9 protein-coding genes are annotated in these 16,409 nt (G+C 42.8%); 3 read left to right on the top strand and 6 right to left on the bottom strand.

Going from position 1 to position 16,409, the window contains the following annotated elements; all coding sequences use genetic code 11:
- Positions 1-34 precede the first annotated feature (34 nt).
- From topA to BLS28_RS06905, 3 genes are all read left to right on the top strand, one after another.
- Positions 35-2,428: a type I DNA topoisomerase gene (gene topA, locus BLS28_RS06915; RefSeq protein ID WP_091163876.1), complete on the top strand. Its 2,394-nt coding sequence runs from the start codon at positions 35-37 to the stop codon at positions 2,426-2,428.
- Positions 2,429-2,501: 73 nt separating this feature from the next.
- A complete protein-coding gene (locus BLS28_RS06910) occupies positions 2,502-2,906 on the top strand; it encodes a hypothetical protein (protein ID WP_090525388.1) in 405 nt (134 codons plus the stop codon).
- A gap of 65 nt (positions 2,907-2,971) precedes the next feature.
- Positions 2,972-8,578 (top strand): alpha-2-macroglobulin family protein, encoded by a 5,607-nt coding sequence (locus BLS28_RS06905; protein WP_091163873.1) that lies wholly within the window; start codon positions 2,972-2,974, stop codon positions 8,576-8,578.
- 166 nt (positions 8,579-8,744) lie between these two features.
- On the opposite strand, the gene BLS28_RS06900 is transcribed toward BLS28_RS06905, so the two are convergent.
- From BLS28_RS06900 to BLS28_RS06880, 6 genes are all read right to left on the bottom strand, one after another.
- Positions 8,745-10,520, bottom strand: coding sequence for a glycoside hydrolase family 9 protein (locus BLS28_RS06900; protein WP_091163871.1), 1,776 nt, complete (start codon positions 10,518-10,520; stop codon positions 8,745-8,747).
- Positions 10,521-10,770: 250 nt separating this feature from the next.
- Complete coding sequence (locus tag BLS28_RS06895; RefSeq protein WP_091163868.1) at positions 10,771-11,361, bottom strand: porin family protein; 591 nt, start codon at positions 11,359-11,361, stop codon at positions 10,771-10,773.
- Between the two features lie 180 nt (positions 11,362-11,541).
- Positions 11,542-12,867, bottom strand: coding sequence for a TolC family protein (locus tag BLS28_RS06890; RefSeq protein WP_091163865.1), 1,326 nt, complete (start codon positions 12,865-12,867; stop codon positions 11,542-11,544).
- Positions 12,868-12,880: 13 nt separating this feature from the next.
- Positions 12,881-13,558: an ABC transporter ATP-binding protein gene (locus BLS28_RS06885; protein WP_091163863.1), complete on the bottom strand. Its 678-nt coding sequence runs from the start codon at positions 13,556-13,558 to the stop codon at positions 12,881-12,883.
- 108 nt (positions 13,559-13,666) lie between these two features.
- Positions 13,667-13,843, bottom strand: a complete 177-nt coding sequence (locus BLS28_RS30750) for a hypothetical protein (protein WP_176844393.1) — start codon at positions 13,841-13,843, stop codon at positions 13,667-13,669.
- A gap of 103 nt (positions 13,844-13,946) precedes the next feature.
- Complete coding sequence (locus BLS28_RS06880) at positions 13,947-16,349, bottom strand: ABC transporter permease (RefSeq protein ID WP_091163861.1); 2,403 nt, start codon at positions 16,347-16,349, stop codon at positions 13,947-13,949.
- Positions 16,350-16,409: the final 60 nt, after the last annotated feature.

Genomic DNA, 16,409 nt, shown 5'->3' with positions numbered 1-16,409 from the left:
TTATGTTTTATTTGCAAAAACTAAAACTGATTAAATGGCCAAAAACTTACTGATAGTTGAATCACCGGCAAAAGCTAAGACCATTGAGGGTTACCTTGGAAAGGACTTTACTGTAAAGTCCAGCTACGGGCATATCCGTGATCTGGTTAAGTCGGAAGATGCAATTGATATAGCTAATAACTTTAAACAAAAATACGAGGTACCCGCAGATAAAAAGCAGGTAGTTAGCGAATTAAAGAAGTTAGCTAAGGAAGCCGAAATGGTTTGGCTCGCGTCGGACGAGGACCGCGAGGGTGAGGCCATTTCCTGGCATTTGTTTGAAACATTGGATCTGAAGGACACGCACACCAAGCGTATTGTTTTTCATGAGATCACTAAACCGGCCATTTTAAAAGCAATAGATACACCACGTAAAATCGACTATAACCTTGTTAACGCCCAACAGGCGCGCCGTGTTTTAGACAGGTTGGTAGGCTTTGAGCTCTCCCCTGTTTTGTGGAAGAAGGTAAAACCATCACTTTCGGCAGGTCGTGTACAGTCAGTTGCAGTAAGGCTTATTGTAGACCGTGAACGTGAGATCAATAAATTTAAATCAGAAGCAGCATTTAAAATCGTAGCCATATTTGGCAAAGGCAAAGAAGCTTTCAAGGCCGAACTACCTGAACGTTTTTCTAAACAGGGAGATGCTGAAAAGTTTTTACAGGATTGTATTCCTGCCGACTTCGATGTAAAATCATTAGATACCAGACCAACAAAACGTTCACCAGCTGCACCGTTCACCACCTCAACCCTGCAACAGGAAGCAAGCCGCAAATTGGGCTATTCTGTAGCGCGCACTATGCAGGTTGCACAAAGGTTATATGAATCAGGTTATATTACCTATATGCGTACCGACTCGGTAAACCTGTCTGAACTGGCCTTAAATTCGGCGGCAAGCGAGATTGTATCTGCCTACGGCGAAAAATACCATCAGCAAAGAAGATATAAAACCAAAAATGCCAGTGCACAGGAAGCGCACGAAGCGATCAGGCCAACATATTTCAATAACCATTCTATCGATGGTGAATCCGCAGAAAAGCGCTTATATGAGCTGATCTGGAAACGTGCCATTGCTTCGCAAATGAGCGAGGCCCAGTTTGAGAAAACTACTGCAAAAATCAGTATCTCAACCCGTAATGAAGATTTAGTGGCAAACGGCGAGGTAATGAAATTTGATGGCTTCCTGAAAGTTTACCTTGAATCGCAGGATGATGAGGATGAACCACAGCAAGATGGTGAAAACGCAATGTTGCCTCCATTAACCAAAGGTCAGCGTTTAGCTATGCAGGAGATGTCGGCTACAGAACGTTTTTCACGTCCGGCGGCACGCTACACTGAGGCAAGCTTAGTGAAAAAGTTGGAAGAGCTTGGTATCGGGCGTCCGTCAACCTACGCTCCAACTATCTCAACCATTCAAAACCGTGGTTATGTGGTAAAGGAAGAACGCGAAGGTAAACAGCGTAATTTCCGGGTGTTAACATTGAAGGCGGGCAGCATCACCAAAGAGGAAAAAACAGAGAACACCGGAGCCGAACGTGGCAAACTGTTCCCTACTGATATTGGTGCAGTTGTTAACGACTTCCTGGTACAATACTTCAAGGATATCGTTGACTTTAACTTTACCGCCAGCGTTGAAAAGCAATTTGACGAAATAGCGCAGGGAATGAAAGAGTGGACTGCAATGCTCCACGATTTTTATAATCCGTTTCATAAGGAAGTTGAAAATACTATTGAAAAGGCTGATAAAGCAACCGGCGAGCGTGAATTAGGCATTCACCCTGAAAGTGGGAAGAAAGTTTCTGTGAGGATAGGTCGTTTCGGGCCATTTGTGCAGGTTGGAGAGAGCGCTACCGACGAAAACGAAGAGAAACCCCTTTATGCAAGTCTTCGCAGCGGGCAGAGTATCGAGACCATCAGCCTTGAAGAGGCACTTGAGCTATTCAAACTCCCCAAAGTTGTGGGCGAGTATGAAGGCAAGGTAATGAAAGTGGCCATCGGCCGTTTCGGACCTTACATTAGCCACAACAGCGCTTTTGTATCGTTACCTAAAGAAATCGACCCGCATGATGTTACTGAAGAACAAGCTATTGAGCTCATTAACCTGAAGCGCAAAAAGGATGCTGAAAAGCTGATCAAAGCTTTTGACGAAGATCCGGATGTAAAAGTATTGAACGGCCGTTGGGGACCATATATTGAATTTGGTAAACTAAATGTTAAGATCCCTAAAGATAAAGATCCTTTGACCCTGACTTACGAGGAATGCAAGGCACTCGCCGACGCAACTCCGAAGGATGCTAAAAAAGGGCGCTTTGGTAAAGCTGCTACCTCAGCCAAACCCGCTGCAACAAAAGCACCGGCTAAGAAAAAGGCGGCAACTAAGAAGAAGTAGTGAATGGTTGATTAGGTGAATGGTTTAGCATTGAAATTAGACCACTCACCTAATCAACCCAATCGACCAAAAGATGAAAAAAGACCTGCCCGAAAATAATGTAAAGGATATTGCTATTGCGGTAGCATTGGAGAGCGAGAGCGTGGAAAGTAAGGTATGGTATGTGTACCTCATTAACCTTAAAAACGAGCCGATCGAAAACGTGCTCATAACCTCAAAAGGCTATGGGGAAAAGGATGGTGAACAGGTAAAAACCTCTACCCTAAGGCATATGATCCCTGTTGTAGATAGCAAAGCATATAAGCTTATCGAGCCTATTGATGAGCAAACCTTCGGCCTTAATAACGAATATTGGCTAAGCTATTATATAGGCAAAGACATTTTCGACAAGAAATTTATATTCCTTCCTGAAAGTATTGTGGAGATGAATTTTATCAAGATCCCGGTTTTAAATAAGCCTGGAGTTATGATAAAATAATTCTCGCTTTAAATTATTTATTGTCATAAATTTCATAATTTACCTGATAATAAATAAACCTATTCATGGAAAACGGATACAATCAATTCCGCAAACGCCGAACCTTAATCACTGTTGTCACTACCATTGCTCTTGCATTACTCATCATATACCTGGTAGCTCATGGCCAAAAAAAAACAATAGTTGATCCTGCTTTCAGCAAGTATATCGAGTCGTATACAACTGGTGTTATTTCCAAACAGAGCCCCATTCGTATCAGGCTGGCCAGTGACGTGCAGGTAACGCACCAGCAAAATGAGGAAATAAACGAAGATCTTTTCAACTTTTCACCAGCTATAAAAGGAAAGGCTATCTGGACGGATGCACGAACCATCGAGTTCAGGCCCGATGAAAAGCTCGACCCCGGTAAAAACTATACTGCTGATTTTAAATTGAGCAAGCTTATTGAAGTGTCGGATCATTTTGAGCACTTTAAATTTAATTTCCAGGTTATTCAGCCCTACTTTACCGTGTCATTTATCGGCATGCAAACCGCCAGCAGTACTTCAAATACCGAAATGAAGCTTACAGGTGATATTCAAACAGCTGACGCAGAAGACCCATCGGCTGTTGATAAGCTTATTGTACCCAATTATGATTCGCCGGTTAAAATAAACTGGGAACACGACGCGGCCCATAAAAACCATCATTTTACCATAACCGGGTTAACACGTATAGCCGGCAAAGCCAATCCACTTACAATTAACTGGGATGGCAGCAGCATTGGCGTGGATAAAAAAGGCAACCAGAATTTTGAAGTGCCCGCCATTGGCGATTTTAAGGTACTGAATATCCGCGCTGTGCAGGACAATGATCAGTATGTTGAGGTACAGTTTTCGGATAACATTTTAGTTGGACAGGAACTTAACGGCCTTATCAGCATCAACAATATCACTGATCCGGCGTACAGCATCGACGGTAGCCTGGTAAAAGTTTACGCTCCTGATCGCCTCCAGGGGGATTACACCATATCTGTGAACGAAGGCATTAAAAACACGCTCCTGAAAAGGATCACGAAGGGCTATACTGCTAATTTATTCTTTGAAAACCGTTTGCCTGCAGTTGCCATACCCGGCAAGGGTGTGATCCTCCCCGACTCGGGCCGCATTATGATGCCTTTTGAAGCAATTAACCTGAACGCGGTTGATGTCATCATCATCAAGATCTACGAAAACAACGTACCGCAATACTTTCAAAGCAATGGTTTTGACGGCAGTGCAGAATTAAGGCAGGTTGGTAAGCCTATAGTGCAAAAAACTATTCGGTTAGATACTGATAAAGGTCTTAACCTGCACAAGAAGAACCGTTTTATGCTTGATCTTGACCAGATGATCCGAACTGAACCCGGCGCTATATATCGAGTGGTAATCGGTTTCAGGCGATCATATTCCTTGTTCAACTGCAAGGTTTATAGCGGTAAGGTTCAAAAAGACAATGGTGACGACGAAGAAGGCGGTTACTACGGCGGTGATTATAGCGATAATGCCTCAAAAGTAAGCGACGAGGACGACGACTTTTGGAAGCGCTATGATAATTACTATCCCGAAGGCTACAATTGGCAGGAACGCGACGATGCGTGCACAGATTCGTATTATAGTAAGCAACGCTGGGCTACCCGAAACATCATATCCTCAAACATTGGCCTTATTGCCAAACGTGGCAATGATAACAGTATGCTGATAGCTGTTACCGATATCCTAAGTGCCGAGCCTATGAGCAATGTAGATCTTGAGCTGCTCGACTATCAGAAACAAGTGATCTACAAAACCACTACCGACGGCGACGGTCTGGCTAAATTAAATCTTAAGAGGAAGCCATACTTATTAGTAGCCAAAAAAGGCGTGCAGCGCGGCTATCTTAAACTTGATGATGGCAGCTCTTTACCTTTATCAAGATTTAACGTGGGCGGTGAGGAAGTACAAAATGGCCTAAAAGGTTTTATTTACGGCGAACGCGGCGTTTGGCGTCCGGGAGACTCCATTTATACATCTTTTATTCTGGAGGATAAATTAAAAACCCTTCCGGCTGATCATCCTGTCGAATTTGAATTATATGACCCAAGCGATAAGCTTTACAGGCGCATCACCCAAACCAAAAGCTTAGATGGCTTTTACAGTTTCCATACCGCAACAGAAACTTCGTCCCCTACCGGCAACTGGACGGCTAAAGTTAAAGTTGGCGGCGCCAGGTTTGAGAAAAAAATCAAGGTTGAAACCATCATGCCTAACCGGCTTAAGCTTAGTCTGTCGTTCGGCGGGGCATCCGAATTAACCAAGGGAAACAATGCCAATGGCAAGCTAAGTGCCCAATGGTTGTTTGGTGGCGCGGCGCAAAACTTAAAAGCTAAAGTTGATGCCTATCTGTCGGCACAAAACACCAGCTTTAAAAAGTATAAAGACTATGTTTTTGACGATCCTACACTGGCCTTTAATACGCAGGTTCAAACTGTTTTCGATGGCAAACTAAGCGAAACAGGTACGGCCGATGTTGACGCAAATGTAAATGTGGAGAAACAGGCCCCTGGTCAGCTTCGCGCAAATTTCCTGGTTAAGGTATTTGAGCCGGGCGGCAATTTCAGCATCAACCAGGTGAGCATGCCTTATAACGTTTACCCAGGCTACGTAGGGATCAAGACACCTGAAGGCAGTGACCTTTCGGGCATGTTGGTTACTGATAAGGACCATTTAGTTGACATAGCCGATGTTGATGTAAATGGAAACGCCCTGCCGGGCAGCCGTGATGTGCAGGTTGAATTGTACAAAGTGCAATGGCGCTGGTGGTGGGACCAAACCGGTAATGAAATGAGCAACTTTACCCAGGATAAATATAATAAGCTCATTAAAACCGAAATCGTAAATCTGACCAATGGCGCAGGCAAATGGAAGCTGCATATCAACAAAGCCGACTGGGGCCGCTACCTCATTAAAATTAAAGACGAACAAACAGGCCATTCAACAGGTAAGATCATTTATGTGGATTGGCCAAACTGGTCGGAAAGGTTACAATCCACCAATCCTACCGAAGCAGCGATGTTATCTTTCACTTCAGATAAACCTGCCTATAAAGTTGGCGATGAGGCAACTTTGACTATTCCAACAGGAGAAGCTGGTCGAGCACTGATTAGTTTTGAAAACGGCAGCAAAGTTTTAAAAACAGCCTGGATAGATACTAAGAAAGGACAAACCCGTTATACCTTTACGGTTGATGAAACAATGGCGCCAAACATTTTTGTAAATGTTACGCTACTGCAAAAACATTCGCAAACGGTTAATGACTTGCCTATCCGCATGTATGGTGCTATCCCGCTGCAGGTTGAAAACCCGGAAACCATCCTGAAACCAATCATCAGCATGCCCGATAAGATCAGGCCCGAAACACAATCGGCCATTACCGTATCGGAAGCATCGGGCAAGGAAATGACCTATACTATCGCTATTGTTGATGAAGGTTTATTAGATATCACCAATTACAAACTGCCCGATCCGCATGATACCTTTTATGCGCACGAAGCCTTAGGGGTAAAAACCTGGGACCTGTTCGACTATGTGATAGGTGCATTTGGCGGCGGCTTAGAGCGAATTTTAAGTATTGGTGGTGACGGGAACCTCGGCAATAACAAAAACGTGTCTGTAAACCGTTTTAAACCTGTTGTAAAATTCCTTGGCCCTTTCCACCTCGGTGCAGGCGAAAAGCAAACACAGCGCTTTATATTGCCGCAATACGTGGGTTCTGTTAAGGCTATGATAGTAGCCGGTCACAATGGTGCTTACGGCATTGCCGAAAAAGCCGTAGCGGTTAAAAAACCATTAATGATCCTGGCTACCCTGCCGCGTGTGCTTGGCCCTTCAGAAAGCATTCAATTGCCGGTAACAGTATTTGCTATGGAGAACAATATCAAAACCGTTAACATACAGGTGCAAAGTAATGCCTTCAGCAATTTGGGCGGTAATAATCAAAAGACTCTCACTTTTGACAAGCCCGGTGACCAAATGGTAACTTTTGATTTAAATGTTAAGGATTTTGTTGGCGTAGGTAAAGTAAAAATAATTGCCAAAAGCGCTTCGGAAACAGCTGCTTATGATGTTGATCTTAACGTTCGCAACCCTAATCCGCCGGTTACCCGCATTATTCAGAAAGAGCTTGCGCCGGGCGAAGTATGGAATACCGATTATCAGCCGGTTGGCATCAACGGTACTAATAAAGCCATGCTTGAAGTAGCTTACATCCCGCCATTGAACCTTTCAAAACGTTTGGATTACCTGATTGAATATCCGCATGGCTGTGTGGAACAAACCACATCATCGGCATTCCCCCAGTTATACCTGAACCAGTTGCTTGACCTTTCACCAAAACAAAGGGCCGAAACCGACCGGAATATTAAAGCCACCATTAACAGGCTCAATGGCTTCCAGGTACAGGGCGGTGGTTTAAGCTACTGGCCTTACGGCGGCGAAGCCGATGAGTGGGGAACCAATTATGCGGGGCATTTCATGTTAGCGGCACAGGCAAAAGGCTTCAGCATGCCGATAGGCTTTATTGACCGCTGGAAGAAATACCAGAAAGAAAAGGCCCTTAGCTGGGCGCCACGCAAGCAACCATATTATTACGATGATGACCTTACCCAAGCCTACCGCTTATATCTGCTGGCACTGGCCCGCTCGCCCGAAATGGGTGCAATGAACCGGCTGCGTGAGTTTGCGTTGCTGAGTGACGCAGCGGCCTGGCGACTTGCAGCGGCTTATAAGCTTGCGGGACAGCCCGAAGTTGGTTTAAGAATGATTGCGAGATTATCAACTACCGTTAAACCATACAATAGTCTTTATGGCACTTATGGATCCGATTTAAGGGATGAGGCAATGATACTGGAAACCCTTACCCTGTTAGGCCAAAAACAAAAAGCGGCCGGATTGGTGCACACCGTTGCTGCGCGTTTGTCACAGGATGATTGGTACAGCACCCAGACTACAGCATATTCGCTGATAGCATTGGCCCAGTTTTACGGGCAAAACAAACCTGCAGGCAAACTTGAATTTAACTATGCAGCAGGAAGCGCCAAAGCCACCATTAGTACAAGTTCATATTTATGGCAAGGGGCGCTGGCTGGCAATGGAGGTAAAGTATACCTTAAGAATAACAGCAATAATAAATTGTACATTAGGCTGATACAAAAAGGACAGCCATCATCAGGGCAGGATACCAAATCAATCCTTAACCCGGATGTATTACAGATGCGTGTCGGTTATTTCTCGCTTAAAGGTAAGCCTATTGACCCATCATCATTAAAACAAGGGACCGATTTTGTAGCACAGGTAAACATCAAAAACCCGGGTAAACGCGGTAGGTACGATAACCTGGCCCTCACCCAGATTTTTCCGTCGGGCTGGGAGATCCTGAATACCCGGCTACTTGGCGACGAAGCGTTTAAATCATCACCATCTGATTACCGCGACATCCGTGATGATAGGGTGAACACATATTTCAGTTTATACGAAGGGCAGGAATCAACCTATTATGTAATGCTTAATGCAGCATACACCGGTAAATATTATTTACCGGCTGTTTATTGCGAGGCGATGTATAATAACCAAATCAGCAGCTTATTGAAAGGACAATGGGTTGAGGTGGTGAAGTAACGATAAATTCAAACTTACGAAGTTTTAGAGACCTCGTAAGTTCTTAAAAAACAAAAAGCGCTTTTAATTAATTGGGGAAGCGCTTTCTTTTTACTGCGATAATAAAGTATTACAACCTGCAGGGTCTTGAAGGTTGACCTGTCGCAGATATATGCCTAATACTTTATTATCTTGTGGTCTGACTCGCTAACTTGTGTTGCAAAGCCTCTAACGCATTAGCCAGATAAGCCAGCGGGGCATTCCAGTTTATGGCTATTTCATTGGCGGCGTAAGCGTGCTCATCATCAATGTAGGCTTCATCGGGCACTTTTGATGGCACTTTGACACCATCCTGCATGCCAGGATTAGAGCCGCCAACAAGCAGGCCTGGTATTGGGTCAACTATAGCGTCAGTTGCAGAAGGCCTATGGTGCGGATGCATTGGTGTTTTAGTACCATACCCTGTTACAAAGGAATAACCAGTGCCGTTACGACCAAGCAAGTAGTCAAGATTTGCTAAAGCATAATCCAGGTATTTTTTATCGTTCGATAACTTGTAAGCCTGGATAAGCAGAACTCCTTCGTTTGCGGCCTCGGATGTACTGCCCCAGCCAAAATGCCTGGCGGATTTAGTCATCACTGTTTGATAAGCGTTTGAGTCAACCCCATTTACCATATCATCGGCAGTGTTGATAAGTCGCTTCCTGATTTCCGGTAACGCGGGCACAGTTTTCGCTGTTATATCATTTTTGATCAGCGTATAATACCCCAACAGCCTAACCTGCGACCATGTAGGTACCGGCATCCGGCCATCAGGCAAAAGATCAATATTTTTAAGATAGTCAACCTCACCGGTGCTGACTGCCAGCTCGGATGCCGCCCAGATAAACTCGTCGGTAAAGTTATTATCGCCATACCCCCCTGTAGTGATCTTCGGTTCAAACTTTTTGTTCATCTCATCCTGCCGGTAGGTCACCATCGGATTTTTACCAGCCCAACCCCAGGCTTTTTGAGCAGCATTGATACATGAATCGGCTAAGCCTGGTAGCTCGTTAGGATATTGTTTAAAAATGCGGGAAGCTTGCGCCATAACAGCCGCAAAATCAAGCGTAGCCGCAGTAACTTTTTGTACCACATAACGTGGCGATGTGTCTTTATCGGGCATTTCAAACTTATCAAAAGCAGCATTAGTAAGCTTATGATATACGCCGCCATCGGCGGGATCTTGCATAGTCAGCATCCAACGCAGGTTCCAAAGCACCTCATCCAAAACATCCGGAATTTTATTGCTGCTTTCGGGGATATTAAGCTTAACTGTTTTCATGTAAGCGGGGAAATCCTCAAATAAAGAAAGCAGCGTACTTGTTGTAATACCACTGTTCACAATATACTTGTTATAGTCGCCGGCATCATACCAACCGCGCGGTGATGAGATTATTGAGCCAGCCTTCCGCCCTTCACTTTCGGCAGATGGATGGATCAGTACAACCGTATCAGGATGACCTGAGGCCCGGTGCCATTTGCCGGCATACTTTTCGGGTAAAGGTGTACCTGAGCGCATAAAATAATAGGCTTTGATAGCAGCGGCGGCCACAGCTTTATGAACCGAGGCCTTAACCTCAAAGGGATAGGAATAACCTGCAAAGGGGACATAAAGTATATATCTGCCGGGCTTGCCGAATGTACTAAAGTCGGCCAATTGAACAATATGACCGGCAAAGTTTGGTTTAAGTGATGGTTTAAGCTTACCGGTAAATACTGTTTGCTTTTGAAGGGTTTGGATAAAAAAGTCGCTTCCTCTGTCACTTAAAACAATGGCCTTTTTTATGGCACCAGGGTAAAAGCCTATTTGATTAAGTCGGATAAGCCTCGAAGTTGTATCCGTTTGAGCAGAAGCATTGCTCCCTATCAGCGATAGTGCAAACAAAATTTTGTAAAATGAGATTGAAAGGTATTTTTTCATCTGCCCTAAATTTTAGGATATGTCTGAAACCCGCGTTTAAACAGATAACCGACGCATAAATGGCACCTAAATATAGGTGTACATTGTAAAATAAGCATAATACTATTCTATCAAATAAAAGCTAAAATATAATACTAAATATACAATCGATTGCGTAACTTGAATAATAGGAAAGTTCACACTCCGATCTAACGCAAAAAAGACCCGCCGTTACCGGCAGGTCTTTCAGTATTTTTGAGGGACTGGGAGATTATAATGAGAACAATTTATAAGCAACAGCAAGGCTGAACAGGCTAACACGCGTGTGTGAATTATCGTTGCCATAAGCTATTTTATTTAAACCACCTTCGTAACGAAGATCGATAGACAGGCTACTGATATCAACACCTGCACCCACCTGTATTGCGTAGTTCGCATCTTTATACCTTAACGCTGTTGCATCATTAAATGCATCCCTATCTCTTCCGGTTGTAAATGAAAGCACCGGCCCACCATAAAACCTTCCACCTAAACCTAAAGCACCAACTTTAGCACCTACAAGTAATGGAACATCAAAACTTTTAAAGCTTTGTTTATTTGAAACACCTCCATTATTTACAGTAACGCTTTTATCAGTATAATAAAGCTCGGGTTGAAAAATTAAGCCTAAGCCGCCGATCCTTGCCCAAGCGCCAGCCTGATAACCAGCTTTATTATCGTTGTTAAAAACGCCGTTTGACGGAAAAGTTGAATAATTTAAACCGCCCTTAAGGCCGAAAGAAAAGCTGGGGATTACCTGGGCTTTTGATATGCCTATTGACAGCAAAAAAATAGATAAGGAAAGTAAAATTGCTTTTTTCATATTTATTAGGTGTTCGATGATGTATTAAGTTTATGAAAACGATATTGTTTGCAACAACTACCGCTAAAATAGAAATATCTGGTTAAACCCAACCGATAAGTTCGGTAAAAGTTAACCAGATATTTAACTAAAAATTGGGAATAAAAGTATAGGTTTTAAAAATCTTAAAGAGTTTATTAATTAAAGCGCCAAGTTTCCCTGGTAATAATCAAGGATTTTGGTACGGATAAAATAGTCATACCGGGCGTTGATCAGGTTGGTATTAGCCTGATCGAAGTTTGATTTTGCTATCACAAAATCTACCGAAGTAATAGCACCCGAATTAAATTTAACTTCAGCAATCCTGTACGATTCGCCATAGGCATCAACCTGGTCGCGCAGCAAGTGATAGCGCTCAAGGGCCGATGTCATATTGATATAAGCCTGATCAATATTTTGCTTCAACTGGATCCGGGTAAAGTCATTGTTATACTTTGCAGTTTGCAGGTCGATACGGGCCAGTGCCACTTTATTACGATTTTGGAAATAATTAAGGATAGGTATGCTTAAACCAACTCCAAAACCCGAACTGTAATTATTTTTTATTTGCGAATAATAACCGGTATTACCTGTACTTGAGTAATTGGATGCAAGCGATCCAAACGCAGTGATAGTAGGCCATAAAGCTCCTTTGGCTGATTTTACACCTTTTTCGGCACTTTTTAAACGCAAATCATAGGCTTTAACCAAGGCAAGGTCGTTAAGTGCCTTGGTGTAGATCTCATCTGCATTTTTATCATAATTTCCAGGCAATTGATCGGCAGATAAACGCACAAGTTTAACGCTCTTATCCAATGGCACATTCATGATCTGCAAAAGGTTAATCTTTGAGATCCCCATCGCTGCTTTGGTATTAACCGCGCCTATCTTACTGGTAGCCAATGTGCCCTTCAAATCGTATAACGTTGCAGGCGGTGTAGCGCCGTCTTTATTCAATATTGTCAATCTGTCAACCTGTTTCTGTGCCTGCTCAACCTGTATATCGGTTGCCTTTAGCAAATCCTCATTATCAAGTACCTGCAAATAAGCAGTAATAACGTTCAGGGTAACAAGGTCCTTAGCCTGTTGAAAATCCATTTTACCTGCCTGGTATGCCAGCGAGTAGCGTTTGATATTATTAATGAGGCTCATGCCATTAAACAATGTCAGGTTACTGTTTAAATTATACTGGGCGTAAGTAATTTGCTGTGTTACGTAGTTATAATTTGTAGGATCCTGGCTACGGCCATTACTGATGTTGTGGCTCACATTACCGTTAATTGATGGCAGCAGGTTTTCGCGGGCCTGGTTATAGGCAATTTCCTGTGTCTGCATTTGCAATTCACTCTTTTTTACATCGAGGTTGTTTTTGATTGCAAGATCGATACATTGCTGTAAAGTAAGCACAGAATCTACCGGGGCCTGGCTGTAAGCCTTTAAGTTTCCAAATACAACAAGACCGAGAAATAGTAATTTATAGTATCGCATTTTATTATTGAGTTCAGAGTTTTCTTGATGAATCGATCTTGCCGTCCAGCAGATCGATAATGCGCGAACCGTATTCGGCATTTTTTTCGGAGTGGGTAACCTGAATAATGGTTACACCATCTTCCTTATTCAGCTTGCGGAACAGCTCCATAATCTCCTCCCCTTGTTTTGAGTTGAGGTTACCGGTAGGTTCGTCGGCTAATAACAACTTGGGTTTAGCAATAAGCGCGCGGGCGATACCCACTAACTGCTGCTGTCCGCCCGATAACTGTGCCGGGAAAAGATCTTTTTTGCCAACAATGTTAAAGCGGTCAAGCATATCTGCAACCATGGCTTTACGCTCCGCACTTTTAAAATCCTGGTAAATAAGCGGGGTTTCAATGTTTTCATAAACGGTTAGCTCATCAATCAAGTGATAAGCCTGAAAAACGAAACCGATGTATTGCTTGTACAAAGCCGAACGTTGTTTTTCTTTAAGCTGATGTACTGCATGGCCTTCAAAATAATGATAACCGTCTGATGGTTCATCAAGCATACCGATGATATTCAGCAACGTTGATTTGCCCGAACCTGAAGGTCCCATGATAGAAATAAATTCGCCTTCGTCAATGTCAAGGCTCAGATCATTCAGAATGATATTTTTGTTGCCCCCTACCTGGAAATACTTTGAAATATGTTGCAGTGATAACATTTTTAATTATTGAATTAGTTTGTTAGTAAATAAATGAGTTAAACAATAATACTTATCATTTTGCGATTAACATATCAATAACATACCAAAGTTCTATCTTATTAACTATCAATAAATTACACCATCATACCAAAACTTCACTGTACGCTTATGTAACAGATTGCGTACGGTTATGATACAGTGTTTTTTGAGGTAAAAGGTAAAAGGCGAAAGGTTAAAGCTTTTTTCCATTGCCCAGATATGTACCGGCAGGTAGAGTATAATTACTTTTGATTCCTGTAACATGCTATAGCTTAATTAAACGGCGAAAGCTGAAAGAATTATTTAACACTGTATTTAATGTGTTATAAACCTTTCAGCTTTTGCCTTTTACCTTTCAGCTAAATAATCAATCTCCAGACCGCAAACTTTTAACCGGATTAGTAAGCGCTGCTTTAAGGGATTGAACGCTCACGGTAATAAAGGCGATAAGTATAGCTACTGCACCCGCGGCTATGAATACCCATATTTGTATGCTGATCTTATACGCAAAATCCAGCAGCCAACGATGCATGGCATACCAGGCTATCGGCGAAGCAATGATAACCGATATGATAACCAGTTTCAGGAAATCGCCTGAAACAAGCTTTACTATACTGAAAACGCTTGCGCCCAAAACTTTACGTACTCCAACTTCTTTCACTCTTTGCCTGGTTGAAAACACTGCCAATCCGAATAAACCCAGACAGGAGATGAAGATAGTGACCAAAGTAAACGCAGTTAATATTGAACCGGTACGTTGCTCGGCCTTATACATATCATCAAATTCCTGATCAAGAAAGTGATATTCAAAAGGTGTGGCAGGATTAAAAGCGCTCCATTTTTCTTTTACTGCAGATATGGTTTTGGCAATATTATTTCCTGAGGTTTTGATAAGCACTTTACCAAAATAATCTTCAGTAAACATTACAATTGGTGTAATTTCCTGGTGAAGGGATGCGAAATTAAAGTTTTGTACAACACCTCTTACTTCACCGGTACGTCCGTTAAGGCCAATATGTTTACCTATTGCTTCTTCGGCTGTCCAACCCAGTGCTTTGGCGGCTTTTTCGTTGATTATAAAACCGTAATAGCGCTTATTTTCATCAGCATCCGTAGAATGTTTCTCATCCGCATCTGTAAAATTAATGCCCTGCACCAGTTTAAGACCAAGCGTATTTAAAAAATTCTTTTCTACCGGCAAAGCGGTTACCGAAAGATTATAGTCGCTGTTTTTGCCGTCAGCGTGGTTAATGCTATATCCGCCGTGAACATCAACCGGCGAATCGTACGAAGCAGTTGCATAAAGCACCCCCGGTAATTGAGTTACCTCGTTGTTAAATGATTTAATATCTTTTAATGATTTGCCGCCAACATCAATCACCATCACCTGCGACCTGTTGATACCTATATTGAGGTGTTGGATATACCGCAGTTGGCTACCCGCGATAACCGTACAGATCATGAAGAATACGGATACCACAAATTGAAATATAACTAACGATTTGCGTAAAGCCCGACCGCCGGAGGTATTTGTGAGTTTCCCCTTTAAGGTAACAATAGGATTAAATGCTGACAGATATAATGACGGATAAGTTCCGGCCAAAAAAGTTACCGTTACAAATAAGGCAACCATGGCCATAATCAGCCATGATGTATTCCAGGTTTGAAAGCCCAACTGCTGCCCCGAAAAATCGCTGAACCATTTAAAGCTCACATCCGCCAAAAACAGGCCCGCCAACAGCGATACGAGGGTGATCATGGCAGATTCGATGATAAATTGTGTAAAAAGCTGCGAACGTGCAGCACCCATTACCTTTCTTACCCCTATTTCGTGGCCTCGTTCTATAGCTTTGGCTGTTACAAGGTTCAGGAAGTTGACACAAGCCAGCAACAATAAGATAATGGCAACTGCCCCTAAAACGTAAATGTATCTGATATTGCCGGATGGCGTTAGCGGATATGTAGCCTGCGATTTCAGGTGGACATCGGTCAAAGGTTCGAGTTTGAACCACATTTTATGCCCTTGCCTGAAATCATCCTTAAACATCTCTGCTACATAGTTGTTCATTTTCTGCTCAACCGAGTTTATATTAACGCCCGGCCTTAAAAGCAGGTAAGAATAATCGTTAGCCGAATCCCATTTGCGCGTTTTAGCATGTTCCGAACCTGCGGACGAACCAATAATGTCAAACTTGATCTGCGAATACTCGGGTACATCTTCCACCACCCCTGTAACCATCATGTTTAGTTTGTTATTAACCTTCAAAACCTTACCTATAGCATCCTCAGTACCAAAATATTTTTTTGCGGTAGACGCGGTGATCACCAAAGCCGAGGGATCTTTAAGTGCGGTAGCTGCGTTCCCCCTCAAAAACTTAAAGCTGAAGATCCTGAAAAATGGTTCATCGGCTAAAAAGAACCGTTTTTCATTGAATAGTTTATCCTGGTATTGCACCGGGTTATTATACCAGGAAATGCGCACACCATCCTCAATTTCCTGCAATTGCTGTTTAAATACGGGTACTGGTGCGGTTGGCGTTACTGCCACAGATTTTGCCTCCGCATCATCAGAGGATTTGTAGTTATAAGCCACGCGCATAATACGATTGGCATTAACGTGAAACCTATCATACCGCAGCTCATTTAATAAATAGGTAGCTAATAATATAAAGCAACCTATTCCAACTGCTAAACCCGCAACACTTATTAATGAAGTAACCTTGTTTATAACCAGGTTACGCCATGCTGTTTTTATATAATTTTTAATCATTTACCCCTCCTAACCTCCCCAAAGGGGAGGAATTGTTGTTTGCTCTTCGACTCTTAAAGC

It is taken from the genome of Mucilaginibacter gossypii (assembly GCF_900100945.1).
In the GTDB taxonomy this organism is placed as follows: Bacteria; Bacteroidota; Bacteroidia; order Sphingobacteriales; family Sphingobacteriaceae; genus Mucilaginibacter; species Mucilaginibacter gossypii.
Note: the sequence above shows the minus strand (reverse complement) of the source record. Positions and strands in the feature narration are given on the sequence as shown.

Bases quoted from the DNA above. Each gene is read 5' to 3' on its own strand.
- topA (WP_091163876.1), top strand. From the start codon at position 35: ATGGCCAAAAACTTACTGATAGTTGAATCACCGGCAAAAGCTAAGACC.
- BLS28_RS06910 (WP_090525388.1), top strand. From the start codon at position 2,502: ATGAAAAAAGACCTGCCCGAAAATAATGTAAAGGATATTGCTATTGCG.
- BLS28_RS06905 (WP_091163873.1), top strand. From the start codon at position 2,972: ATGGAAAACGGATACAATCAATTCCGCAAACGCCGAACCTTAATCACT.
- BLS28_RS06900 (WP_091163871.1), bottom strand. From the start codon at position 10,520: ATGAAAAAATACCTTTCAATCTCATTTTACAAAATTTTGTTTGCACTA.
- BLS28_RS06895 (WP_091163868.1), bottom strand. From the start codon at position 11,361: ATGAAAAAAGCAATTTTACTTTCCTTATCTATTTTTTTGCTGTCAATA.
- BLS28_RS06890 (WP_091163865.1), bottom strand. From the start codon at position 12,867: ATGCGATACTATAAATTACTATTTCTCGGTCTTGTTGTATTTGGAAAC.
- BLS28_RS06885 (WP_091163863.1), bottom strand. From the start codon at position 13,558: ATGTTATCACTGCAACATATTTCAAAGTATTTCCAGGTAGGGGGCAAC.
- BLS28_RS30750 (WP_176844393.1), bottom strand. From the start codon at position 13,843: ATGTTACAGGAATCAAAAGTAATTATACTCTACCTGCCGGTACATATC.
- BLS28_RS06880 (WP_091163861.1), bottom strand. From the start codon at position 16,349: ATGATTAAAAATTATATAAAAACAGCATGGCGTAACCTGGTTATAAAC.